The sequence below is a fragment of the Hyalangium ruber genome (assembly GCF_034259325.1).
Lineage (GTDB): Bacteria > Myxococcota > Myxococcia > Myxococcales > Myxococcaceae > Hyalangium_A > Hyalangium_A rubrum.
This window is the reverse complement of record NZ_JAXIVS010000002.1, coordinates 845,184-866,634: the sequence shown is the minus strand read 5'-3', so window position 1 is coordinate 866,634 and position 21,451 is coordinate 845,184. Positions and strand designations below refer to the sequence as shown.

Sequence of the window (21,451 nt, the reverse complement as noted above, 5' to 3'; positions counted from 1 at the left end):
CCGCTTACAGGGGCACGCCGGGGTGCGCCGCGCGCAATTGCACCAGGGAGGCCAGGCAGTTCTGCCACTCGCCCTTGGCCAGCGAGCCGGTGAACTCCTGGAGCACCGGCGCCACCACGCGGGCGAAGGAGGGGTCTTCCAGCCCCAAGTCCCTCACCAGCTCGATGATGCGGCGCTTGGCGGTGCTCGCAGACATGCGCCGGGCCACCAGCCCCTCGCGGCCCTCCTTGGAGCGCCCCGGCGGCAGCCCGAAGAGCATGCGGCGCACGAAGGCGCGCAGGGCCTCCACGTTGGCGAAGCGCTCGGTGCCGCCCACCGCGGGCGCTTCCGTGGCGCCCGCGGGCTTCCACCCCTCGGGCAGGTGCGTGGGGCGGTGCTTCTCCCAGAGCAGCCGCACGGCGAACAGCCCCACCTCGCGGTCGGCGCTCTCCATGAGCCACGCCAGCCGCTCGGCCCCGCCCAGCCGGGCGTAGTGCCGGCGGATCAACTCCACCGCCACCTCGCGCGTGTTGCGCTTGGTGCTCTCGGTGAGCGTGAACACCTTCACCGCGTCCAGCTCCTCGGGCTTGAGCGTGGAGCGCTCGTCGGCCCCCGCCTCTCCCGCGTGCAGGAGCGCGTCGTACGCCAGGTTGCGCACCTCCTTGGCGTCCGCCTCCGCCAGCTCGTACACGCGCACGTGGTAGCCCCAGGCGCGCAGCTCCGCGCGCGTCACCGCCAGGGCGAAGCGCCGCACGTCATCCCGCGTATCGAACAGGGCCGGCCACAGCCGCTCGGCCGTGTACGCCTTGCGGGGGGCCTTGGGCTTGAGCTGGTAGGACTTGGACTCGGGCTGCTCGGGGCCGATGACGGGGTGGTGGCAGCGCAGGTACGTCTGCGCGAACTGGCGCACGGGCTCGGGCTGCTTGGCGCCCAGCGCCAGCTCGAAGAGCCGGTCCAGCCCCGCGCCCGCGTCCCCCGACTCGCTGAAGTCGCCCGGCGAAAGATTCTCCAGCAGGTAGCGGTGGGCGAACTCGTGCAGCGCCGGATCCGCCCGGCGCGCGAGCGCCAGCAACCAGGGCACGGTGAGCTGCCGAGGCCCGAACAGCTTGCGGTTGCCCAGGAGCGCCAGCGCCACCTCGCGGTACTTCGCGTTGAAGACGAGCCCCTTTACCCGCTCCACGTCCAGCCCGGGCAGCGCCTCGGCGCGCATGAGCCACTTCTTCACCGTGCCGCCCAGCCGAGGGTGGATGGCGTTGTCCAGGAGCCAGTCCGCGCCGATGGCCGAAGGGCTGTACGCGCCCAGCGCCTTGAGGGAGAACTGCTCCACGGGGCTGATGGAGTACGTGGGGAACTTGCTGTGGCGCGGGTCCGCGAGCAGCTCCTTATAAAAGGAGGCGGGCAGCTCGGCGGCGGCGTACTTCGATTCAATGAAGTCCTTCACCCACTTGAGCTGCTCCGGGCTGCCGTAGAACAGGTCCACCAGGAAGCGGTGGGAGAGGTCGGCGCGGTCGAAGGCCTGCTCCAGCGCCTTGGCGGCGAAGGCGTTCGTGGGCTTGAAGGCCAGCAGCCGCCCGAGGAAGTCCACGCCCAGCTCGCGCGGGTTGCGCTTCTCCAGCACGGCGGAGGCGAAGGCCTGGGTGTCGGAAGGCGCGCTGGCGAGCAGCTCCGCCAGGCGCTCGGGCTGCAGGTCCTGCGCATGCGCCCGCGCATACTCGATGGCGTAGGTGCGGGCCTTGCCACTGGGAGACACGAGCAGCGCGAGCACCGCCTCGTGCAGCCCCAGCGCGCGCAGCTTGCCCTGGTGGAACTCAGGAGCTCCCTGCAGCGTCTCCACCAGGAAGTCGTGAGCGCTGGCCAGGGGCCGGCGCGCGAGCCGCTCCAGCCATGCGGGCGTCACCTGGCTGCGCAGCACCTCGGGGAAGTCCTTGCGCAGGCCTTGGATGGCGAAGCGCGCGGCCTCATCCGCCTGACAGGTGTCCAGCAGGCGCATGAGCGCCTCGGGCGAGCGCTTCCACGCATCCGGAAACGCGCGGTGCTTCACCAGGTCCGAGGGCACGCCGGTGGTGAAGCTCTGAGCGTTGTACTTGCCGGTGCCATGGGCGAGCACATGCATGGCCACCCACGTGTGCTGCCAGTGCGTGTCGGGGGTGTAGTGGCGCAGCACCTCGACGGCGAACTGGGGATAGAGCTCCGGCACGGCGGCGCCCAGGTGCCGCAGGTAGCGCCACGCGCGGCGGCGCAGGTAGGTGAGGGTGCCCAGGGAGACTTCACGCCCCTGGCCGGAGTGGCGCTCGACGTCGAAGCGCCAGGCGAGCACGCCGAACATCTCCGCGTCATGGCGCTGCTCGGCGAGCTTGTAGATGCGCTTGAGGCCGCCCCACAGGCCGAAGTTCAGGTTCGCCTCGCGCGCCAGCTGGAACAGGGTGGAGCGGCTGGCGTGGGTGTTGTGCTCATAGAGGGCCACGAGCAGCTCGGCCAGGGCGAAGCGGGGCGGCAGCGGCACGTCCTTCTGGGCGAGGAAGCGCTGCCAGGCCTCGCGAGAGCCGGCGCGGCGGCCCTCCGCGTCATGGCGCGACTGGGCCTGCGCCAGCAGGCTCCTCAGGCCGTTGAAGTCGATGGCGCCCTGGGGGAGGGGCGTGTCGGAGCGCTCCTCTGGCTGGGCCAGGAAGGCGGTGACGGCCTCGGCCAGATCCGGCGCCTCGGCGCGGGCCAGCCGTTGGAGGTCTGCGACATTCAGCTCTGCGCTCGTGGCCATACAACCGCCGGTTTAGCACAGGCGGAACGCCAGGAGCCGGTGCGCGCGTTTGGTCACTCGGAGGAACCAGAATTGTCACCGCCTCAGGGGCAACTCTCCGGATTTCGCGGGTCTGGAGCGAGCCCAGGCCATGGCACAGCAGGTGCTACAGGAAGTGGCACACCCCTCCAGCACACGCGCCACGCCGAGGAGCTCCCTCCTCGCACGGGACAGGTGTGGCCTGGGACTGGGGCCTTTACCTTGAGGCAACCCGTTCATGACACAGACAGCCCGACCTGCGGTGACGCGATGGATGACGGCGGTGCTCGCCGTTCTTCTCTGGAGCACGAGCGTCCGCGCCGAAGTTCCTTCTGAAGCAGCGCCGCTCGAGGCGAGTGGCGCTCCCGAGCAACTGCGCCGCGCCTCCGCCCGCAGGGTGCTGGCGACGGGCACGGGCCGGTCCTTCGTCCTGGCGGGAGACGGCGGCATCTACGCCTGGGGAGGAACTCGGAGCCGGGACCTTGGCACCTCTCCGGAGCGGAAGCGGGCCAGCACCACGCCCCTCCGGATGCCGGGGATGACGGATGCGGTCGCCGTGGCCACGGGTCTGCTGGGCCAGCACTCGTTGGCACTGAAGGAGGACGGCACGGTGCAGGCGTGGGGCGGTAACTTCAGGGGGCAGCTCGGCATCGGCTCGACGAGCAACGTCCAGACGCGGGTGACGGTGTCGGGCTTGTCGGAGGTCGAGGCTATCGCCGTGGGCTTCAACCATTCGCTGGCGGTGCGTCGGGATGGCACGGTGTGGACCTGGGGCGAGAATGGCTCCGGCCAACTTGGGGACGGAACGCAGCAGCACCGCACCCTCCCGGTGCCGGTGCCCGGACTGAGCGCGGTGGTGGCGGTGGCTGGGGGCGAAGGCCACTCGCTGGCGTTGCGCGCCGATGGCACGGTGTGGGCCTGGGGTGACAACAGCTCCGGCCAGCTCGGAGATGGGACGCAGAACCGCCGGGTGGTGCCGGTGCGGGTGCCTGGGCTGACGCGGGTGGTGGCCATCGAGACGCGGAGGGCGACTTCGTACGCGGTGCGCGCGGACGGCACGGTGTGGGTCTGGGGCAACATCGGCGCGGGCCAGCTCGGCAGGGAAGCGGGCCTACGGCAGCTGACGCCGGCCCAGGTGCTGGGGCTGAGCAAGGTGGTGGCGCTGGCGGCGGGACAGATTCACGCGCTGGCGGTGCGGCGCGACGGAACGGTGTGGAGCTGGGGCTCCGGTATTCGTGGCCAGCTGGGTCATGGGGAGCTGACGGCGCGCGCCGCACCCCACCCGGTGGTCGGGCTGCACGGGGTAGTGGCCGTGGCGGCGGGCATGGATTGCTCGATGGCACTGCGGAGGGACGGCACGCTGTGGACGTGGGGGAGCAACACCGAGGGGGAAATGGGCACGGGTTCGGACCAGCGGTCGACGCCCACCCAGGTGGTGGGGTTGACGGGTGTGCAGGGAATGGGCGCGGGGACCATCCACACGCTGGCGGTGCGAGGGGACGGCACGGTGTGGAGATGGGGAGACACGAGCCATATGGGGGGCGCCTGGTCGGTCCGCGCGGTGCCGGAGCGCGTGGAGGGACTCCCCGGAGCGGTGAGCTCCGCCGCGGGTTGGAGGCACTCGGTGGTGGTGGGGCAGGACGGCACGCTGTGGACGTGGGGCGACAACACGTATGGCCAGTTGGGAGACGGACTTCCGGAGATGCGCGCGCAGCCGGCGCTGGTGCCGGGGCTGACGGAGGTGGTGGCGGTGGCAGCGGGAAACTTCCACACGCTGGCGCTGCGCGCGGACGGCACGGTCTGGGCGTGGGGCGACAATCATGCGGGCCAACTGGGAGACGGCACGTGGGAGCTGCGGCCTACGCCGGTGCAGGTGCCGGGGCTGAGTGAGGTGGTGGCGCTCGCGGCGTTCGCGGATGTCTCGGTGGCGCTGCGCGGTAACGGCGAGGTGTGGGTGTGGGGAGACGACTTGAACTCCTGGGAGGTGTCCCCCCGGGTGCCCCAGAAGGTGGAGGGGTTGACCGAGGTGGTGCAGGTGGCGGCGACGGTGGGAGAGATCGTCGCCCTGCGCGCGGACGGCACGGTGTGGCAGTGGCTGGTGCCCTTCAGCCCGGAGGAGGTGTACCCGCCGTGGGAGGTGTGGGGCTTGTCGGAAGTGGTGGCCATCGCGCACAGCGGCAGCACGCTGCACGCGCTGCGCGCGGACGGCACGGTCTGGAGCATGGGAAGCAACAGCTACGGTGAGCTGGGAACGTCGGAGGATGTCTTCTACCGTCCCTCGATGGGAGCGGTGCCAGGGGTGACGGGGGTGGTGGCGCTCTGGGCGGGAGTCAACCGCATCCACGCGCAGCGCGCGGACGGGACGCTGGTGAGCTGGGGAAGCAACCTGGGTGGCTCCTTGGGTATCGGCGTATCGTCGCAGCACCTGGAGCCCACGCGGGTGCCGCTGCCGTGCAAGGTGAAGGTGCGAGGGGAGCCGCGCGAGTCGAACCACTGCCACGCGGAGCACTGAGCAATCCCGTTCGGGCTGGGGAACCACGCGCGGGCCAGGTGTTGGGGAGGGGTCCCTCACGCCTGGCCCGTGCGTGGCGAAGCAAGGCGCCCGGCTACCCCGCTCTGCCTGGCTGGAACGTGTGGGGATCGCTCCATGCCAACGGCAGGGCGTGCGTGCCGGAGCCAGGGGAGAGGTAGCTCAACACGCCAAACACATCGGATGTGAGGACATCCTCCATCCGATCGCGCGCCTTGGCACCGTCCCCCAGCTTGCCATGCAGTTCCGCGTGGAGCATGCCACGAGCGTACCTTGAGTCACTGCTCAGGTGACGGGGTCTTGGGTGGATGAGGCCTCATCGAACGACACTCCCGAGGAGCCACCACGCTCGAGGGTCGCCTTGTCCTCGCAGGAGACCCAACCGTCGGAACGGAGCGACACCTCGTCGATGCGCAGGTGATCCGCGGCGCGGGACCCCAATGCTCCTGGAGGAGCACCGAAACCGGGAGAGGAAGCGCCCCGACAGGGCGGCCCGTCGCCAGCGCCTGTCAGAAACCTGTCTGACAACCAGACAGGTTTGTGAAGTTCGCCCCCGGCTGGGGCCCCCATAGTCCCCTGTGCAGGAATCACTTGGTACTCAGGCGCACCCGGGACGGAGAGAGGCCCCACACACGTGTCCGTCTGAGCAGCCTCGTGGGAGTCCTCTTTCGCGGACTCGTAAGCACGTGCCGTCGTATCAACCGGCAGCTTCGCGGAGGCTGCCTCGGGCAACTCGTCCCGAGCGGATTGAAGCCTCGCGGGACTCTGAGTGCCTGGCGGCATGTGCATGGGCAAAGCCTGGGGTGTCGCAGGTGCATCGTGGGCCGGCCACACCTTGCTCAGGAGGCGCTCGTCGCTGGCCTGGAGCAGCGCTGGCAACTGTCGCCTCAGTGCCTGCGCGTCCCTCTGACTCAGGCCCTCATAAGCGCACTTCGCCCACTGAAGTACGGCTTGGCTGTCCAGTTGGAACTCTGCCCGGTCCACCATGCCCCAGAAGGAACGCTCCAGTGACTGCAATAGCAGCAGGTGCCCCGGGCGCTCGGCGGTGCGTGCCGCCAGTCGCAGCAGCTCGAACTCGCGCTGAGCCCAGCGGGGCTGCGGCTCCCAGCGCACCGCTTCCTCCAGGAGCAAGCAGGCCTCCAGCAGTCGCTTCAAGTCCGCCTCGCTGGAGTGCTCGCAACAGGCACTCAGCACCTCCACCGCGGTCTCTCGCTTGAGGGCCCAAAAGCCTTCCAGCAGCTGTCGGCTCTGGGGAGAAGCTTGGGACTGCGCGTGCAGGGCCACGCTCAGGTTCTCGAGCGTCAGCGCCTGCTCCAGGGCTACCGCGCGGCTTTTGCGCCCAGGGTGCTGCACCACCAGGCCTCGGGCCGCCAGCCTCAGGAGGGCCTCTCGCACCGTGGCGCGGGAGACGCCGTAACGCTGCGCCAGGGTTTGCTCTCCGGGGAGTTGGCCTCCCTTGGGTAGCTGGCCGAGCGAAATGATTCGCTCCAGGTCCTGCTCCACACGCCAGACAAGCCCCATCCGTTCCATGTCCGCCCCCCTCCTCGATGCTGGTGTCCTTCATTCCAGCATCTCTGTCTGACATCGAAGAGGGGCGGGAGGATGCTCATGCCGCTTCGGTGATGGGCAACTGGTGCGCGAGGTTCGGGGTGGAGACGATGCGCGCCAGCTGCGGCATCCGCCCGTGCTTGCACTCCACCAGGAAGCCGTGGAGCGACTCGGCCGAGAGCCCGTGCAGCATCAGCCGGAAGCCCGCGCGCATCGTGGACAGTGGCACCATCGGATGCCGGTTGTTCACCAGCGCCACCAGCCCCGGCGCCTGCATCAGCGTGGCCACGTAGATGGCGATCGTCTCGTCCAGCTGCAGCGAGTTGCTCGCGCGCCAGAAGTCCCGGTCCGTGAGGAACAACTGGTACATCGGCGTGAAGATTTCGATCGCCGACTGCAGGTCGATGAAGTTCGTCCACTTGCGCGGCATCGGCTCGATCGGGAACTCGTCCGAGATGCCGCTGAAGTCCAGCTTCGCGGGCGGCTTGAGCGTATGCCCCTGCTCCCGGAGCGCCCGGTTCAACCGGATGACGAAGTTGTACAGATTCAGGTCATGGTTCAGGAAGATCTCGTCCTTCACATGATCCAGCGTCGTCGGGCGGATGGGGTTGGTCGGCACCCCCAGTTCCTTCGTGTTCCGGGCGATGAAGTCCAGGATCTCCGAGCCCACGTGGAAGTGTCGCAGCACCAGGTAGTTGGCCTCGGGGCTCACGAACGTCTTCAGCCCCCAGGACAGCAGCCGGTGCAACAGCTTCGAGGACGTGAAGCGGTTGGACACGAAGATCTTCATGATCTGGAAGACGATGATCAGCACCCGGGCAATCGGGCGGATCGCCGGCAGCAGGAACTGTCGCGAGCGCGAGCGCTGATCCACCAGCATCGCTGCCTTGGTGCGCTCGTTCATCGGCAGGCTGCGATCCAGGAACAGCGCTACCCACGGATCCGGGTCGCGCGGATCATGCGGTTCATTGCTCAGCTGCTCGACAGGATCGATGGCGCTCATTGAGGCAGGCTCACGCGGATGGGAGAGGAGGGGGCAGGGCTGTGCATGCGCGCTTCGATTTCGGCCTGACTCGGCACGCGCAGGTCCTTGGCGAGTCCCAGCCGCTCGAAGAGGCGCAGCACGCACCAGGTGAAGTCGAACTGGCCCGGCAAGAGCCCGTGGCGCGCGCTGGCGGGGAAGCTGTGGTGGTTGGCGTGCCAGCCCTCGCCCAGCGTGGCGAAGCCCATGAACAGGTTGTTGCGGGCCTGGTGGACCTCGGCATACGGGCGCTCGCCCCACAGGTGCGTCACGCTGTCGATGGCATCCCCCAGGTTGAAGATGAGCACCAGCATGATCCAGGCCGCCGCCACGCCCACGGGCCCGAAGAGCAGCCACGCGCCACCCAAGGGCACCACCACATGGAGGATGCACAGGACCAGGTACGGCCCCGGCCGGCTGACGAAGCGGTACCAGGGGTCCGCCGCCACGTCCTTGGCCAGGTGGTTGTACTGCTGGTTGGTGCGCGGCCGGTTCCACCCGTCATAGAGCACCCGCAGCGGGCCGGCGATGGAGTACAGGAAGCAGATGACCGGGTTGCGCGTGCCGATGTACCAGCCCACGTGCGCCCACCAGAACCCGTCCCGCACGGGCGAGTGCGGGTCTCCCTCCACGTCCGTGTGTCCGTGGTGCCAGCGGTGGTTGCCCGCCCACTGGATGGGCGTGCCCGCCGGAATCCCCAGCGTGACGAATGCCCGCTCCAGCCAGCGGTTGAGCGTGAGCGAGCGGTGCGAGAGCACCCGGTGGTAGGCCACGTTGATGGCCATGCCCGCCGCTAGGAAGTAACCCACGCAGAAGGGAATCAGCCACAGCGGATGCAGTCGCTCAAACATGGCCCAGCTCCTCGAGCTGCAAGAGGTACAGTCGCGCCGTCACCTTCGCTGTCTTCACGATGCGCGCGGCCAGCTCCGGCGTGAGGATGCCCGACCCCAGCGCGCCCTCCAGCCGGTCCAGGTGCGTGGCGTCGTTGTCCCCGTGGTACAGGAAGAAACGCACCTGCTCGTCCTGCAGCCCGAGCTGCTCCCGAATCGCCAGGCCCCAGCGCCGCGCCACCCGGTTGCCCAGGCCCTCGATGATGAACATCGCGCCCAGCAGGTCGAACGGGTTCTCCTGGCTCGCCCGGTGGAACATCCACGCCGAGAGCGCCTCGCTGCCGATGTTCTTCGGCGCGCGGGTGATGGCCTCCTGCGTGCCGCCCACCGAGACGTAGTGCCGCTCCAGCATCTCGTAGTCGCGGTGCTCGTCGCGCGCGTGGCGGATGAACGAGGAGCGCAACGCCAGGTGCTCGGCGGTGATGCTGGAGGCCGCCCGAGCGATCCACCGCGAGCCCTCCACCACCTGCTGGCGCATGTTGATGAGCAGCTCCCGGTAGTCCTCCACCGTGAACACGCCTCGCACCAGCTTCTCGATGACGGGCACCTTCTGCAGCTTCGCCTCGAAGTCCACCCACACGTGCGTCAGCTCTCGCACGAGCTTCTCGCGCACCGGGTCTCCGCCCTCCTTGGGCGCGAGCGGCAGCGGACCGGGTTCGGCCATCGGCGCGGGCGCGGCGCTGGACAGCTCGGGCACGGCGGCGCGGGAGGGCGCCACCACCGTGAGCATGGCGTAGCAGGTGATGAAGCCGCCGCTCTCGGGGACCATGCAGAAGACGCGCTCACCGGGACGGAAGCGGCCCTCGTTCAGCAGCTCCTCGAGCATGAGGAAGATGGAGGCACACCCTGTGTTACCGCGCGTGGAGAGGTTGCTGAACCAGCGCTCCTCGGGGATGTGAATCCCGCCTTTCTCCAGCAGGCTGACGATGGGCTGCTTGAAGTAGTGCGAGGAGAAGTGGACGACGAACCAGTCGATCTCCTTGGGCTTGATTCGCCCCTGGTCCACCAGCGCGAAGAAGCCGTCCACCCCCAGCGTCACCAGCGACTCCAGCCGCCGGATGTCCTGCTTGATGGTGAAGACGCCCGCGGCGGCTGCCTCGCTGAAGGAGTTGTAGTCGATCCACCCCGTGCCGAAGCCGCCGTCCTTGCCCCGGTTGGCTCCCACGTACATGCCCAGCTCGTACTTGTTGGCGTGCGAGCGGATGTCGATGAAGTCCACCTTGAGGCTCATCCGCGTGGGGTGCGGCTTGTCCTGGAGCACCGCGGCGCCCGCGCCGTCCGACAGCATCCAGCGCAGGAACTCGGCGTCGAAGGGCAGCGCGTCCTTGTCCCCGGCCACCTCCTCGTAGTGGCCCGCCTTGAGCAGCCGGCTCACCAGCTCGCTGGCGCACACGACGGCGCGCTCGGCCTCACCCGTGGCCACCTGGAGCGTGGCGGTGCGCAGCGCCTGCATGCCGGCCGAGCAGATGCCGTGCAGCGAGGCCAGCTCACACGCGGGCCCGCCCAGCGCGCGGTGGACCTGACTGGCGAAGCCGGGCAGCACCAGGTCCGCCTGGGTGGTGGCGGTGACCAGCAGGTCCATCTCGCTCAGGGTGATGGGCGAGCGCGAGAGCGCATCCTGGATGGCGTTCACGGCCAGGTCCCAGTTGCGGTAGCGCGAGCGCTGCTCCCGATCGATGGCGTAGTAGCGGCTCTTGATGCCGTTCTGCGACAGCACCCGGCTGCGCGCACGGGAGGGTCGCCCCCGAACCTTGCCGAGATACTCTTCCATCTGCTCATTGGAGATGGGCTCGCCGGGCAGGAACTTGCCCAGGCTGGTGATGAACACGTCTCGGGACATGGGACGGACGATACGCTGTTCGCCCGCACGCTTCCCACCCACATCATGGCCGCCCGCCTGGTGGGCGCCCCGCTACCGCGAGCTCGTCTGCCCCTCGGTCCCTCCCGAGGGAACACTCCATGTAGGGCCGCGAAGCACGCCGTGCGCCTCGCTCGGGGAACGGTCTCGGGCCAGGGTGCTTCGCCCTTCGTTCAGGGGCCAGTACCCGACGAGCCCCTCCTCATTGCCGTCGAGGGTACGACGCATGTCGTCACGGAGTTGCTCCGGGGTGCGCGCGACGCGCCACAGGCGCACCTCGGCGATGTCCCCCTGGAAGAAGCGTTCGGTGCCACCACCGCGCGCCCCGATGGCCCACGGGGCGGTGAAGGACAAGGCGCCGACCGTGGAGGCCGAGGCGACCAGCTCGGTGCCGTTGCGGTAGAGGTGCCACTGGGTGCCGTCGTACACCCCAGCCAGGTGGACCCATTGACCGAGGTCCTCCGGAGGCACGGGCGCCGCCGCGAAGAAGCTGACGCCGTTCCAGGAGACGATCTGGTACTGCCCGGAGGCGATTCGCAGGACGAGCTCACCGTTCGGGGCGAGGGTGTAGCCGTGGGAGAGGATGTTCTGGAAGAGGCCAGGGCCCATGCTCCGAGGGCGGATCCACGCCTCCATCGTGACCGTGCCCGGGAAGGTGAGGGCCGGTGGGTCGCCCAGGTCGACATAGTCGTTCTGCCCGTCGAAGCGCAGGAACACCGTCGGCTCGGAGCCCGAGCCGCCCAAGCCCGGCTCCTCGTCGTCCCTCAGGAGTACGCCCGCGGTGATGGCGCCCGCGGTGATGAGGAGCACCCCGGCCGCCAGCAGGGCGATCCACAGGGGAAACTTCTTCTTCGGGACCACCGGGGCGGGGCGCTGGAGCTGGAAGTTCACCAGCGGCCCGATGGCGAACTCCTCGTCGGGGTTGGCGACGTCCGCGATGATGAGACGGAAGGCGTAGCTCCCCTCGGGAGTGCCCGGAGGCACCAGGAGCTTCACCCCGTAGCTCTGGGTACCATCGGGGGCGAGCTCCCGCTCGGTCTCTCCCTCGATCATCAGCCAGCCGCGTGGTAGCGAACCTTCCGGCTCGAGCACGGCACGGACCCGTACCGGCCGGGCCAGCGTGTTGGAGACGGTGAAGGTGAACTCGCCGCGCCCTGTGCCGTTCAGTTGGAGCGAGGGAGCGGATGTGGTGATGGCGAAGCTGCGGGGCATGTCCACCTCTTGGCAAAGGTGGACATGGGCCCGGAGTGATGTGAGGCGGCCGAGGGGCCGGGCTCTCGCGCTGGCTCAGTGCTGGTAGAGCAGGGTGGTGCCGCGCACCAGCTTGCGGTTGGTGGAGGTGCTCTCCACGAAGATGGCGTAGTTGAGGTGGTTGCCCGGCTTCACCCGCACGTTGGCCCCACCCGGCATGCCCAGCACCTTGCGCGCGTGGTCTCCGCCGAAGATGGCCTTGGTGGCCTTGTCCATGATGGCCAGGTTCTTCCTCGGCTGGATCGTCTCCGGCTTGGTCAGCTCGTAGAAACCCTTGCCCGGCTTGTACTCATTGCCCAGCTTCTTGCGCAGCGCGGGGCTCGCCTGGAGCTTGCCGTTGACGAACTCGCGGATGGAGCGCTCCTTGTCCACCGTCCACTGCGAGAAGCCCTTGGACACGTTCTTCAAGCCCGTGAGGCTCTTGATGTCCACCTTGGTCATGTCCGTGGTGAAGAACGCGTTGACCGACTTTTGCCCGCTGGCGCGCGCCTTGTAGAAGGTGGACAGGCCCGCCGACAGCTTCTCGTCCATCACCTTGGTGCCCTTCACCGTGGCGTCCCAGCTGGTGACGTTGCCCTTGGGGATGCCGAAGCGCGTCAGCGAGCGCTCGTTGCCCGGCGGTACCAGGAAGGCCAGGCTCCAGCGGCCCGTCTTCTGCACCTGCTGGATGAGGCCCTTGAGCTTCGTCTTGTAGTGGCGCGAGTTGTTCTCCGCCCCGTCGGTGATGACGATGAGCAGGAAGCTGGTGTTCTTGTCCTTCGCGCCCTTGGCCTTCTGAAGGCGGGTGATGGCGGTACCCACCGCGTCCTGCAGCGCGGTGAGGCCGGTGGGCTTGAAGTCCTTGGCCGCCAGCTTGGGCACGCGCGCCACGGGGGCGGCGAAGTGGCGCGGCGCGTCCACCTTGCTGTGGAACATGAAGGTGCTGAAGAAGGTCTCCTGCCCGGCCGACTTCGCGTTGCGCTGCACCGTCTTGAGCTGCTCGTTGAAGACGCGCACCACCTGGGGCTTGATGCTGCTCATCGAGCCACTGCGGTCCACCACGAAACAGATGTGGTTGACGAGTGAATCGCTCTTGCTCTCGGCCATGGGGCCTCCCTTGCTGCGACGCGGTTGGAATTGCGTGCACTGGAGGATAGCCCGCGGCTCTCACGGATGGCGAACGGTGGGACCCGCGTGCTAATCCAATTGGCTGGACCCGCAGCGCCTTGGGGGAGACATGAGCGCCACCGTCGTCCTTCATGCGTGCGCTGGCGGGCCCGGGCGCCTGCGCGTCTGGCTCGGCGCGAGAGCGCGCACCACGGCGCCCACGCTGAGCTGGAGCCTCGATGGCCAACCCGCCCAGCCCGAGGTCCTGCGCCCCATCAAGAGTGTGCGCTCCGGTCCGTTCCTCGGCGGAGATTCGCCCCGTGTCTTCGCCGGCCTCTATGACTTTCCCGTGGACGTCCGCATCCCTCGCCCCTTCCGGGTGAGTGTGAGCCTGGACGGCGCTCCGCCCATCACCGAGACGCTGCGCGCCCTGCCGAACACGGTGCCCTTCGGGTTGGACAAGGCCTTCCACCTGATGCTGGCCTCCTGCTTCTACTGGTCGGAGGACAAGAAGGGCCTGGCGGGCATCTCCCTGGACGCGGTGCTGCGCGGCTACACGCCGGACATGCTGCTCCTGGCAGGCGACCAGGTGTACCTGGACCTGCCGCCCATCAAGGACTTCCCCCTGGCGCGCCCCGCGCTGGCCCGCAAGTTCGAGGAGGACTACGCCCGCAACTGGTTCGAGGCGAGCGCGTACGCCAAGGTGTTGCACAGCGCCCCGTACGCGTGCGTGCCGGACGACCACGACTACTGGAACAACTTCCCCATGCCCGCGGCGCACATCCAGAACACCTGGACGCAGTCGGGGCGCGACGCGTGGGGCGAGGTGGCGCGCATGCTGTACGGCCACTTCCAGCACGTGCAGCCCACCCCCGTGGGCACTCCCGTGCAGTTCGACGTGGAGCCGCTCTCGTTTTTCCTCCTGGATGCGCGCTCCTGGCGCGACGCGAACTTCCGCTTCACCATGACGCCGGAGGCCAGGGACGCGCTGTCCGCCTGGGTGTCAGGCTGCATCCGCGATCGCAAGCTGGGCGTCTTCGCCACTGGTCAGTCCCTGTTCATGCCCAAGGCGGGTGATGTGAATCGCCGCTTCGGCGACTCGACCATGAACAACTATGGCGACTACCGGTTCCTCATGGGCGAGCTGGATCGACTCATGCGTGAGGCGGGAGACGTGCTGCTGCTCACCGGCGACATGCACTGGGGTCGGGTGGTGCGCTTCGAGCCGCGGGACGCGCTCGCCTCCACGGCGCGGATGTACGAGGTGATCAGCTCGCCCACCGCGCTGGTGGAGACGCCGGGCTCCGATCAGTGGAGCCGCTTCAAGGACACCTTCTCCACCAAGAAGGACCGGTGGTTCCGGCACTCGGACGCCACCCTCCTCGGCGGCATCATGGAGGTGGAGGGCACGCGCGCTCCCTTCCAGGTGAGCACCCTCTACCGGCACCGCGGCAACAACGTGTGCCTGCTGTCGTTCCGGCGCCACGGCGACAGCCTCGAAGTGACTCCGCGCTACTTCCCGCTGGAGCCCGGTACTCCGCCCAACGTCGTCGCCCCCTTCGTCCTCCGCCACCGCTAGCGAGGTCTGTCATGCTCGACATCCGCTCCTCCCCCGCGTCCGCGCCCAATCCCCACTTCGTTGGCCAGCCCCGCGCGCGCAACCAGAGCAACCTCGCCTGGCTCCAGCGCGCGCTGAAGGCCCGTGGCAAGAAGGCTGGCGGTGTACCCCTGGTGCTCCTGGGCGGCAGCGACCCCGTGTCCTTCCGGCTGCGGGTGGCGCAGTCCCAGGTGCGGCATGACCTCACGCCCAGCCGCTGGTCCCACGTGCTGATGGTGGAGCCCGGGAGCACCGAGCTGTCGGAGGCCACGGCCTGGGAGATCTCCCTGGACCCCACCGGAGGCTTTGGCTACCCGCCGAAGACCAACGCCGTGCAGCGCGCGGACCTGCGCCGCTATGACGACGCGGGGCGCTTCCCCAATATCGGCCTGGTACACGTGCCGGTGGAAACGGGGCCGGTGCGCGAGGCGCTGCAGCGCTTCATGAACCAGCGCGCCGTGCTGGACGCGGTGGACCTCGTGACGCGCTGGCTGCCGTACGTGTGGGGCGCGGGCCGCGCGAGCAACCCGCTGCTGGACGGCCAGGGGCTGCCCTCGGCGGCGTTGGTGGAGGTGGTGCTGGGCGCCGCCGGCTTCGAGCTGACGCCCGGCATCGCCAGCAGCTCCAGCTGCCCCGAGGCCATCTGGCAGGCGGCGCGCTGGTGGCACGAGTTCCACGGGCGCGAGGACCGGGAGCCGCTCACCGGTGTCTACTGTGCTCCGCACGCGCTGTGTACGGAGCCCGAGTAGGCGCTACTGCGTCGGCGCCTCCACGTTCACCAGCTCGGCCTCCTCCGAGGGCGGGCGGTGCAGCTCCTGCTCCTTCGTGGGCCGCTGCGGCTTCTCGAAGGGCTCCAGCTTCACCGGCTGGCCCGTGCGCGCCGACTCGTACAGCGCCGAGATGATGCGCACGTCCGCCAGTCCCTCCCAACCGTTCGGTTCCGGCTCCGTCCCCTCCAGGATGCAGTCGCTGAAGGTGAGGAGCTCCGGGGCGATCTGGTCCCGCTCCTTCACCTTGCCCTTGCGCGTCTTGCCCTGCGAGGTGAGTTCCCAGCGCAGCTCGCCCTTGTACTCATAGGCGTTGTCCAGCTTCAGCTCGCCCTCGGTGCCCACCAGCCGGTAGGTGGCCACCGCCTCCGCCCCGAAGCTCACGTTGAAGGCCGCCAGCTTCCCCTCGGGGAAGCGCATCACCACCGAGGCCGCCTCCTCCGTCTCCGTGAAGCGCTCGTCGTCGCTCCTGTCGCAGAAGGCGAACACCTCCACGGGCTCGGCCCGGAAGAGGTAGCGCGCGGCGTTCACGCAGTACACGCCGATGTCCCACAGCACCCCGCCACCCTTGTCCCGCTCCAGCCGGATGTTGGGCGCCTGAATCTGGAAGCTGAATGTCGAGGTGAAGAGGCGCGGGTCTCCAATCTTCCCCTCACGCACCGCCTCCACCGCCGTGAGGTTCGCCTGCTCGAAGTGTAGCCGGTAGGCCGTCATCAGCCGCACGTCGTTCTCCTCGCACGCGCGGATCATCTCCCGGCACTCGGCCTCGGAGGTGGCCAGCGGCTTCTCGCTCAGCACGTGTACCCCCGCTCGCGCCGCCTTCACCGCGTACTCGGCGTGCAGCGAGTTGGGCAGCGCGATGTAGACCGCCTCCACTTCCGGCAGCGCCAGGCACTCCTCGTAGCGGTCGTAGCCGAACACGGGTACGCCGTGGCGCTCGCCCAGCTCGCGCGACTTCTCCGGGTCCCCACTCACCAGCGCCACCAGCCGCGAGTTGTCCTTCGCGTTCTCGAAGGCGGGCAGCACCGCGTCCTGCGCGAAGTGCCCCAGGCCCACCACCGCGTAGCCCACCTGCCGCGTCGCCTTCTTCCCGCGCCCTGCCGCCCCTCGCGTCCTGCCCTGCTGACGAGCCATTCGCTCCTCCGAAGGGAAGCCGCACGCTCCCCGTGAAGAAGCTCCGCATGCCTACCTGGGCCGACAAGTCGCAGACGCCTGCCTGGCTGCTCGCCGGGCCCGCACAAGCGAAGGCCCGAGGCGAGTCCGCGCGCCTCGGGCCTGGTGGGTACTTCCGGGGCTGAGCGCTAGCGCGTCTCCCCGCCCTGGTCTACGCCCTGAGAAGTGTCGGGGAGGTCGTCCCGCTGCTCGCTCTCCGGGGTCAGGGGGGCATCATCCTTCCCATCCATGCCGTCGGGTGCGGCCGAGCCGCCGGTGGCCGGGTCGGTCACGGTGCCGGAGCCACCCACGTCCCCGCTCACGTCACCGCTACCGCCCACTTCACCGGGCGCGCCGGAGCCGCTTCGCATGCCAGTGCCCGTGCCGCCGCCCTGGATGTCACCCCCCGCGCCTCCCGTGGCGGGCTGCTCTTGATTCACACTTTCGGCGTTCCGGTCCCGATCCTGGCACCCGGCAAGTGCCAGTGCCGAAGCGACCGCGCCCAAAATCATCATCCGCTTGAACATCGTGGCTGCCTCCGTTGGGGTTGCCCCTCAACGCTTGGGCCGCCAACCGCGGAAGGCATTGGACCTGGGAACGGGGGTGCCGCCAAGCCCCTCCCCCAGGCGAGGGGACGCGGGCGGGCTCCCTCGGCTCAGCGCGGACGCCGCAGCACCATCCACCCGTGGTGGAGCCCTCCATCGAGGAAGCCCTGCTGCAGCCGCAGGTGCTCGCGCTCCGACTGGCTGCGCCCCACGAGCCCCAGGCCGCCCTGGCGCAGCTTCGCCTCCCGCTCTCGCGCGAGCAGGTCCAGCGTCAGCGTCCAGAAGTTCACCGCGCGCCACGTCAGGTCCTGGTGCAGCTCCAGCCGCAGGCCCTCCTCGCTCGCGGCGCGGAAGTACTCGTCCACCGCGCCGATGCGCGTGCGCCAGTACCGGTCGAACGGCGCCGCCATCGCCGGCCGCCCGAGGAAGCAGTCGGTGAGCAGCACCCGGCCGCCCGGCCGCAGCAGCGTGCGCAGCTTGCGGAACCACTCGCGGCGCGGCAGGTAGCACGAGCTCTCCACCGCCACCACCAGGTCGAAGCACTCGCGCCCCGGCACCTCCAGCGCGTCGCACAGCAGGGCCGTCACCTGGTGGGCCACGCCCGCCTGCTCCGCGAAGCGCCGCACCCAGGGCAGGTGCGCGGGCGCGATGGTGATGGCCGTCACCCGCGCCTTGTGCTCCGCCGCCCAGTAGAGCGAGCCGCCGCCCAGGCCGCAGCCCACGTCCAACACCTCCCGGCCCACCTGCCAGCCGCCCACCGCGAGCGCCATCTCCTTGAGCAGCCGCTCCTGGGCCTCGTGGATGCGCACCCGCAGCGCCTCGACCGTCAGCCCGGGCGGCGGAATCTCCTCCACCATGCCCGTGTGGTAGTGGACCCGGGGCCCCGGCCCGTAGCGGTGCAGCAGCCGCTCCGTCTTGGCGTCGTAGTAGGCGGACACCTCGTCCCGAGGGGGGGCTCGCAGCGGCTGCGCGCTCATGGCGCTTCCTCCGGCAGAATCGGATCGATGCGCCGCAGCGCCGAGTCCATGCAGCGCAGGCCCTGGCGACGCACGTTCACCACCGCCTCCCGGGCCCAGCGCACCACATGGCGCTGGTCCGCCTCCGGCATGCTGAAGAAGCGCGGATCCCGAGAGCGGATGTCCTCGGCCACGTGGGCCGCGATGCCCAGCTCGTGGCCCGTCGACGCCCGCTCCTCCAGCCGCGTGCCCACCCACAAGAGGAGCAGGTACGAGGCCCACTGCTGCCCCGCCAACCCCTCGGCCACCTGTTGGAAGAGAGGGGCCGTCCACGCGCGTGTGCGCACCTCCAGCGCCTGCGGCCCCGCCGCCGACGCCAGCCCGCGCGCGGCCTCCGCCAGCACCGTGCCGGGCACCTCCGCCTGCGCCAGCGTGGACCAGGCCAGGTTCTGCAGCAGGAACTGCACGTAGGGCCCCACCCGCGCCGGCTCCGCGAAGTAGCCGCACTCCCCATCGCACAAGTCGTCGGCGAGGTTGCCCGCCGCGAAGCTCAGGAAGATGCCCGCCCCGCGCGACAGCAGCGCCTGGCGCGGCAGCCCCGCCTCCACGCCCGCCTCGTACAGCAGGGCCAGCGGTCCAGGCTGCGCCGCCTCCAGCGCCGCCATCACATCCCGCTCCGCCACCTCTGGCAGCTTCTGGCGCCGCAGCACGCGCAGCGCCTCCTGATAGATGGCGCCCCCGCTCATGACCGGAACTCCTGCGGCAGCAGCACGCGCAGCACCGCGCCCCCGGCCTCGGCGTTCTGGCGCTCGAGCTGGCCGCCGCTGGCGCGGATGAGACACTCACTGGTGTACAGCCCCACCCCCGTGCCCTGCGGCTTGCTGCTGGACAGCCCTTGGATGGGCACGGCCAGCCGCTCGGGCGCGAAGCCCGGGCCGTTGTCGGAGATCAACATCTCCAGCCGGCCGCTGTAGGGCTCGGTGCGGGCGGTGATGCGCACGCGCGCGGCGGCGCGCACCCCGTCTCCCTCGCACGCGTTGGTGACGAGGTTCTCCACCACCCGGCGCAGCGTGGTGGTGCCGCCGCGTACCCAGGGGCGCAAGGGCTCGTTCCGGTCCACTTCAATTTGGATGTCCACCTCCGGGAAGCGGAGGCTCACGCTCTGGCGCACCGAGTCCAGCACGGGCACCAGCTCCACCACCTCCGGGTCTCCCCCCACGTGGCGGCGGCCCCGCTGGCGGATCTGCTCCAGGCGCTCGCGCATCAGCGCCAGGCTCTCGCGCAGCTTGCGCACGGGCGCATCGAGCTCCATGCGGACCGGGCCCGGGTGGCGCGCCGCCGTGCCCAGGAGCAGGTCCGCGCTGGTGCCCGCCGACTGCAGTGCGTTGTGCAAGTCCTGGCTGTGGCCCAGGATTTCCGTGAGCGCCTGGGCCATGCGGCCCACGTCCTTCTCCTGCTGCTCCAGCATCTGCGCCTGGACGGCGGCGCGCAGCCGCTCCGCCTCGGCGCGCGTGCGATCATGCCGCAGGGCGAAGGTGCCCAGGTAGAGCTCGGCCATGATGGAGGCCGGGCCGATGACGGCGAAGAGGGCCAGGTGCTCCTCGTTGGCGAAGAGGCCGGCGGCCAGCGCCAGCGCCAGCGCCGTGCCCACCGCGAGGAAGGGCGCCCGAGGCGTCACCCGGAAGAGCTGCCCATGGAAGGCGGCGGTGAAGAGGAACAGCCCTCCGAAGAGGGTGGCCCCTGGCAGCGCCGAGAGCGTCATGAGGCTCGCCACGAAGAACTGCAGGCACGTGGTGCCCACCAGCGACAACACCCAGCCCCGGGAGGTGATGTGCTGGCGCCCTCGGTGGTGGAAGGCGAAGGCGAAGTCCACCAGCGCTGGCAGGAAGCACAACAGCGCCTTGGGCAGGGAGAGGTTGAAGACGGTGCTCGCGCCCGGGGCCCACTGGGTCGCCGCCAGCAGCACCATCACCAGGCCCACGAGGGCCAGCCATGCGCCCACGCTGCTCGCCGCCAGCACCTCGTGGGTGTTCTGGGCATGGACCCAGCGGCGGAAGGAGCCCTTCAGGGCACCGGGCTTGTGAGGCAAGGGGCTCATACGGCGGCGTCCACCTCTTCGTGCTCGGAGAAGCCGGTCGTCTCCTGGAGGCCCTGGAGCGCGCGCACGCTCAGCTCCTGGAAGAGGTCCTGCTGTCCGTCTCGGACGACGCGCACCTCCACCTCGCCGCCGGCCAGCACGTGGTGCAGCGCCTCCAGCACGGGCAGCAGCGTGGGGTTGAGCTCCACGGCGCCCTGGGTGCCCTCCACGGCGCCCAGCTCCTTCAGGCGCTTGAGGTACTCCGCCAGGGAGGGCGCCAGCGAGGGCTCCTCCCGCCGTGGTGGCGTGACAGGCTCCGTGAGATACGTGCCCGCACGTACCAGGCCCAGGCGCGCGACGGGTCGCGGGACATGGGCGTGAGTGGAAGTGTTTCGCGAATCAGCGGGCTCGCTGATGACCGCGAGGCCGTGCTCGTACCCATGGGCGTACGCCTGATGAGGCTTCATGCTGGGTTCCCCCCGAATCCAGCTGATTTGGACCCCGACCGTCCTGTGTGATTGTCGCGGAGAACAGAAATACTTCCGCGTGACAGGAATTGGAACTGAGTCACGCCCGACACGTCAACCCAGCCCGCGATGAAAAGTGTTTGTGTGTGTTACCCAGGAGGCGACGTGTCCCAGGGGGTAGCGGAGCACCCAGCCCGTGGGGTCAAGGCTGCGTGAGAGAAGATGACGAAGCCAGCGTGAGGCTGCCCGCTTCGAGCCGCACGCGGAGCGCGCGCGCCTTCTTCGCGCGCTTGCGGCTGAGCTCCACGCCCAGGGCGTCCAGCCCCAGCGCGTTGGCCACCGCCAGCACCGTGCCGTGTCCGCAGAACGGATCCACCACCGTGCGGCTCTGGGTATGCTCGAGGATGAAGCGGCACGCGACGAGACAGGCCTGCACGCCCATGCCTCGCGTCCACGTCACCTCGCCCGCTTCGGGCAGCACGTCCGCGGTGGCCTCGGCCAGCTCGACGCGGATGCCGCGCGAGAAGCACAGCAGATGTGAGTAGGCCGGCCGCCCGAACGTCACCGTGCCCGGGGGCCGGCGGCACACCACCTTGTGCCAGAGCGCCTCGAAGCCGGCCTCCTCCGCGGCCTTGCTGATCAGATAGCCCTTGTCCACCCAGGCGCCGTCCTTCTTCACGTCCGTCTGGTAGAAGATGGCCACCCCGTCCTCCGGTACCTTCTCCATCACCCGTGCCGCGGCGCCGACGAACCACCGCTTCCACTCGGCGAGCGACAGCGCGGGGAACTCGGACACGTCCGGCAGCGAGGTGATGACCGAGCACCCGCGCAGCACCTCGCGGCCCGACAGCCACGCCAGCGCCTCGGCGCACTCCACCGTCCGCTGGCCCTGCTCCGCTGATCCGCTCGCGCCCTGCTCCGCCACGTGGCTTCCGCTCCTTGCTCCGAGGGCGC

The 21,451-nt window shown here is 69.6% G+C and carries 18 protein-coding genes; 4 read left to right on the top strand and 14 right to left on the bottom strand.

Annotation, left to right across the window (positions count from 1 at the left end; all coding sequences use genetic code 11):
• Window positions 1–4: 4 nt before the first annotated feature.
• Window positions 5–2,734 carry a hypothetical protein gene (locus SYV04_RS08605; protein ID WP_321545162.1) on the bottom strand — a complete coding sequence of 910 codons (2,730 nt, stop codon included), beginning with the start codon at window positions 2,732–2,734 and terminating at the stop codon, window positions 5–7.
• A 256-nt stretch (window positions 2,735–2,990) separates the two neighbouring features.
• Between SYV04_RS08605 and SYV04_RS08600 the strand changes: the two genes are divergently transcribed.
• The gene (locus SYV04_RS08600; RefSeq protein WP_321545161.1) at window positions 2,991–5,264 is read left to right on the top strand and encodes an RCC1 domain-containing protein; all 2,274 of its coding nucleotides are present in this window, start codon (window positions 2,991–2,993) and stop codon (window positions 5,262–5,264) included.
• A 303-nt stretch (window positions 5,265–5,567) separates the two neighbouring features.
• Here SYV04_RS08600 and SYV04_RS08595 read toward each other — a convergent pair whose 3' ends face one another.
• From SYV04_RS08595 to SYV04_RS08570, 6 genes are all read right to left on the bottom strand, one after another.
• Window positions 5,568–6,812, bottom strand: coding sequence for a FadR/GntR family transcriptional regulator (locus tag SYV04_RS08595; RefSeq protein ID WP_321545160.1), 1,245 nt, complete (start codon window positions 6,810–6,812; stop codon window positions 5,568–5,570).
• Between the two features lie 76 nt (window positions 6,813–6,888).
• Window positions 6,889–7,833 carry a DUF6999 family protein gene (locus tag SYV04_RS08590; RefSeq protein WP_321545159.1) on the bottom strand — a complete coding sequence of 315 codons (945 nt, stop codon included), beginning with the start codon at window positions 7,831–7,833 and terminating at the stop codon, window positions 6,889–6,891.
• Entirely contained in the window at window positions 7,830–8,702 is an 873-nt protein-coding gene (locus SYV04_RS08585) for an acyl-CoA desaturase (protein WP_321545158.1), read from the bottom strand. Before SYV04_RS08585 ends, SYV04_RS08590 begins: the two co-directional genes overlap by 4 nt.
• Window positions 8,695–10,581: a 3-oxoacyl-[acyl-carrier-protein] synthase III C-terminal domain-containing protein gene (locus SYV04_RS08580; RefSeq protein WP_321545157.1), complete on the bottom strand. Its 1,887-nt coding sequence runs from the start codon at window positions 10,579–10,581 to the stop codon at window positions 8,695–8,697. Before SYV04_RS08580 ends, SYV04_RS08585 begins: the two co-directional genes overlap by 8 nt.
• Before the next feature lie 72 nt (window positions 10,582–10,653).
• On the bottom strand, window positions 10,654–11,811 hold the full coding sequence (locus tag SYV04_RS08575; RefSeq protein WP_321545156.1) for a LamG-like jellyroll fold domain-containing protein: 1,158 nt from the start codon (window positions 11,809–11,811) through the stop codon (window positions 10,654–10,656).
• Between the two features lie 75 nt (window positions 11,812–11,886).
• Window positions 11,887–12,936 carry a vWA domain-containing protein gene (locus SYV04_RS08570; protein WP_321545155.1) on the bottom strand — a complete coding sequence of 350 codons (1,050 nt, stop codon included), beginning with the start codon at window positions 12,934–12,936 and terminating at the stop codon, window positions 11,887–11,889.
• A gap of 130 nt (window positions 12,937–13,066) precedes the next feature.
• Between SYV04_RS08570 and SYV04_RS08565 the strand changes: the two genes are divergently transcribed.
• A complete protein-coding gene (locus tag SYV04_RS08565) occupies window positions 13,067–14,515 on the top strand; it encodes a metallophosphoesterase family protein (RefSeq protein WP_321545154.1) in 1,449 nt (482 codons plus the stop codon).
• An 11-nt stretch (window positions 14,516–14,526) separates the two neighbouring features.
• Window positions 14,527–15,282, top strand: coding sequence for a hypothetical protein (locus tag SYV04_RS08560; RefSeq protein ID WP_321545153.1), 756 nt, complete (start codon window positions 14,527–14,529; stop codon window positions 15,280–15,282).
• Window positions 15,283–15,285: 3 nt separating this feature from the next.
• Here the strand turns inward: SYV04_RS08560 and SYV04_RS08555 are convergent, their stop codons facing one another.
• Window positions 15,286–16,434 carry a Gfo/Idh/MocA family protein gene (locus tag SYV04_RS08555; protein WP_321545152.1) on the bottom strand — a complete coding sequence of 383 codons (1,149 nt, stop codon included), beginning with the start codon at window positions 16,432–16,434 and terminating at the stop codon, window positions 15,286–15,288.
• Window positions 16,435–16,466: 32 nt separating this feature from the next.
• Between SYV04_RS08555 and SYV04_RS08550 the strand changes: the two genes are divergently transcribed.
• Window positions 16,467–16,598, top strand: a complete 132-nt coding sequence (locus SYV04_RS08550; RefSeq protein WP_321545151.1) for a hypothetical protein — start codon at window positions 16,467–16,469, stop codon at window positions 16,596–16,598.
• A gap of 3 nt (window positions 16,599–16,601) precedes the next feature.
• On the opposite strand, the gene SYV04_RS08545 is transcribed toward SYV04_RS08550, so the two are convergent.
• The 6 genes from SYV04_RS08545 to SYV04_RS08520 all read right to left on the bottom strand — a co-directional run bounded on the left by SYV04_RS08545 (window position 16,602) and on the right by SYV04_RS08520 (window position 21,422).
• Window positions 16,602–16,892, bottom strand: coding sequence for a hypothetical protein (locus tag SYV04_RS08545; RefSeq protein WP_321545150.1), 291 nt, complete (start codon window positions 16,890–16,892; stop codon window positions 16,602–16,604).
• A gap of 215 nt (window positions 16,893–17,107) precedes the next feature.
• A complete protein-coding gene (locus SYV04_RS08540) occupies window positions 17,108–17,974 on the bottom strand; it encodes an SAM-dependent methyltransferase (RefSeq protein ID WP_321545149.1) in 867 nt (288 codons plus the stop codon).
• Complete coding sequence (locus SYV04_RS08535) at window positions 17,971–18,699, bottom strand: hypothetical protein (protein WP_321545148.1); 729 nt, start codon at window positions 18,697–18,699, stop codon at window positions 17,971–17,973. Before SYV04_RS08535 ends, SYV04_RS08540 begins: the two co-directional genes overlap by 4 nt.
• Window positions 18,696–20,051: a sensor histidine kinase gene (locus tag SYV04_RS08530; RefSeq protein WP_321545147.1), complete on the bottom strand. Its 1,356-nt coding sequence runs from the start codon at window positions 20,049–20,051 to the stop codon at window positions 18,696–18,698. The genes SYV04_RS08535 and SYV04_RS08530 overlap by 4 nt, the downstream gene beginning before the upstream one ends.
• Window positions 20,048–20,497 carry a hypothetical protein gene (locus SYV04_RS08525; RefSeq protein ID WP_321545146.1) on the bottom strand — a complete coding sequence of 150 codons (450 nt, stop codon included), beginning with the start codon at window positions 20,495–20,497 and terminating at the stop codon, window positions 20,048–20,050. The genes SYV04_RS08530 and SYV04_RS08525 overlap by 4 nt, the downstream gene beginning before the upstream one ends.
• A gap of 202 nt (window positions 20,498–20,699) precedes the next feature.
• A complete protein-coding gene (locus SYV04_RS08520) occupies window positions 20,700–21,422 on the bottom strand; it encodes a DNA methyltransferase (protein ID WP_321545145.1) in 723 nt (240 codons plus the stop codon).
• Between the last annotated feature and the right edge of the window lie 29 nt (window positions 21,423–21,451).

Bases quoted from the DNA above. Each gene is read 5' to 3' on its own strand.
- SYV04_RS08555 (WP_321545152.1), bottom strand. From the start codon at position 16,434: ATGGCTCGTCAGCAGGGCAGGACGCGAGGGGCGGCAGGGCGCGGGAAG.
- SYV04_RS08570 (WP_321545155.1), bottom strand. From the start codon at position 12,936: ATGGCCGAGAGCAAGAGCGATTCACTCGTCAACCACATCTGTTTCGTG.
- SYV04_RS08575 (WP_321545156.1), bottom strand. From the start codon at position 11,811: ATGCCCCGCAGCTTCGCCATCACCACATCCGCTCCCTCGCTCCAACTG.
- SYV04_RS08590 (WP_321545159.1), bottom strand. From the start codon at position 7,833: ATGAGCGCCATCGATCCTGTCGAGCAGCTGAGCAATGAACCGCATGAT.
- SYV04_RS08585 (WP_321545158.1), bottom strand. From the start codon at position 8,702: ATGTTTGAGCGACTGCATCCGCTGTGGCTGATTCCCTTCTGCGTGGGT.
- SYV04_RS08525 (WP_321545146.1), bottom strand. From the start codon at position 20,497: ATGAAGCCTCATCAGGCGTACGCCCATGGGTACGAGCACGGCCTCGCG.
- SYV04_RS08580 (WP_321545157.1), bottom strand. From the start codon at position 10,581: ATGTCCCGAGACGTGTTCATCACCAGCCTGGGCAAGTTCCTGCCCGGC.
- SYV04_RS08540 (WP_321545149.1), bottom strand. From the start codon at position 17,974: ATGAGCGCGCAGCCGCTGCGAGCCCCCCCTCGGGACGAGGTGTCCGCC.
- SYV04_RS08560 (WP_321545153.1), top strand. From the start codon at position 14,527: ATGCTCGACATCCGCTCCTCCCCCGCGTCCGCGCCCAATCCCCACTTC.
- SYV04_RS08565 (WP_321545154.1), top strand. From the start codon at position 13,067: ATGAGCGCCACCGTCGTCCTTCATGCGTGCGCTGGCGGGCCCGGGCGC.
- SYV04_RS08600 (WP_321545161.1), top strand. From the start codon at position 2,991: ATGACACAGACAGCCCGACCTGCGGTGACGCGATGGATGACGGCGGTG.
- SYV04_RS08595 (WP_321545160.1), bottom strand. From the start codon at position 6,812: ATGGAACGGATGGGGCTTGTCTGGCGTGTGGAGCAGGACCTGGAGCGA.
- SYV04_RS08530 (WP_321545147.1), bottom strand. From the start codon at position 20,051: ATGAGCCCCTTGCCTCACAAGCCCGGTGCCCTGAAGGGCTCCTTCCGC.
- SYV04_RS08535 (WP_321545148.1), bottom strand. From the start codon at position 18,699: ATGAGCGGGGGCGCCATCTATCAGGAGGCGCTGCGCGTGCTGCGGCGC.
- SYV04_RS08605 (WP_321545162.1), bottom strand. From the start codon at position 2,734: ATGGCCACGAGCGCAGAGCTGAATGTCGCAGACCTCCAACGGCTGGCC.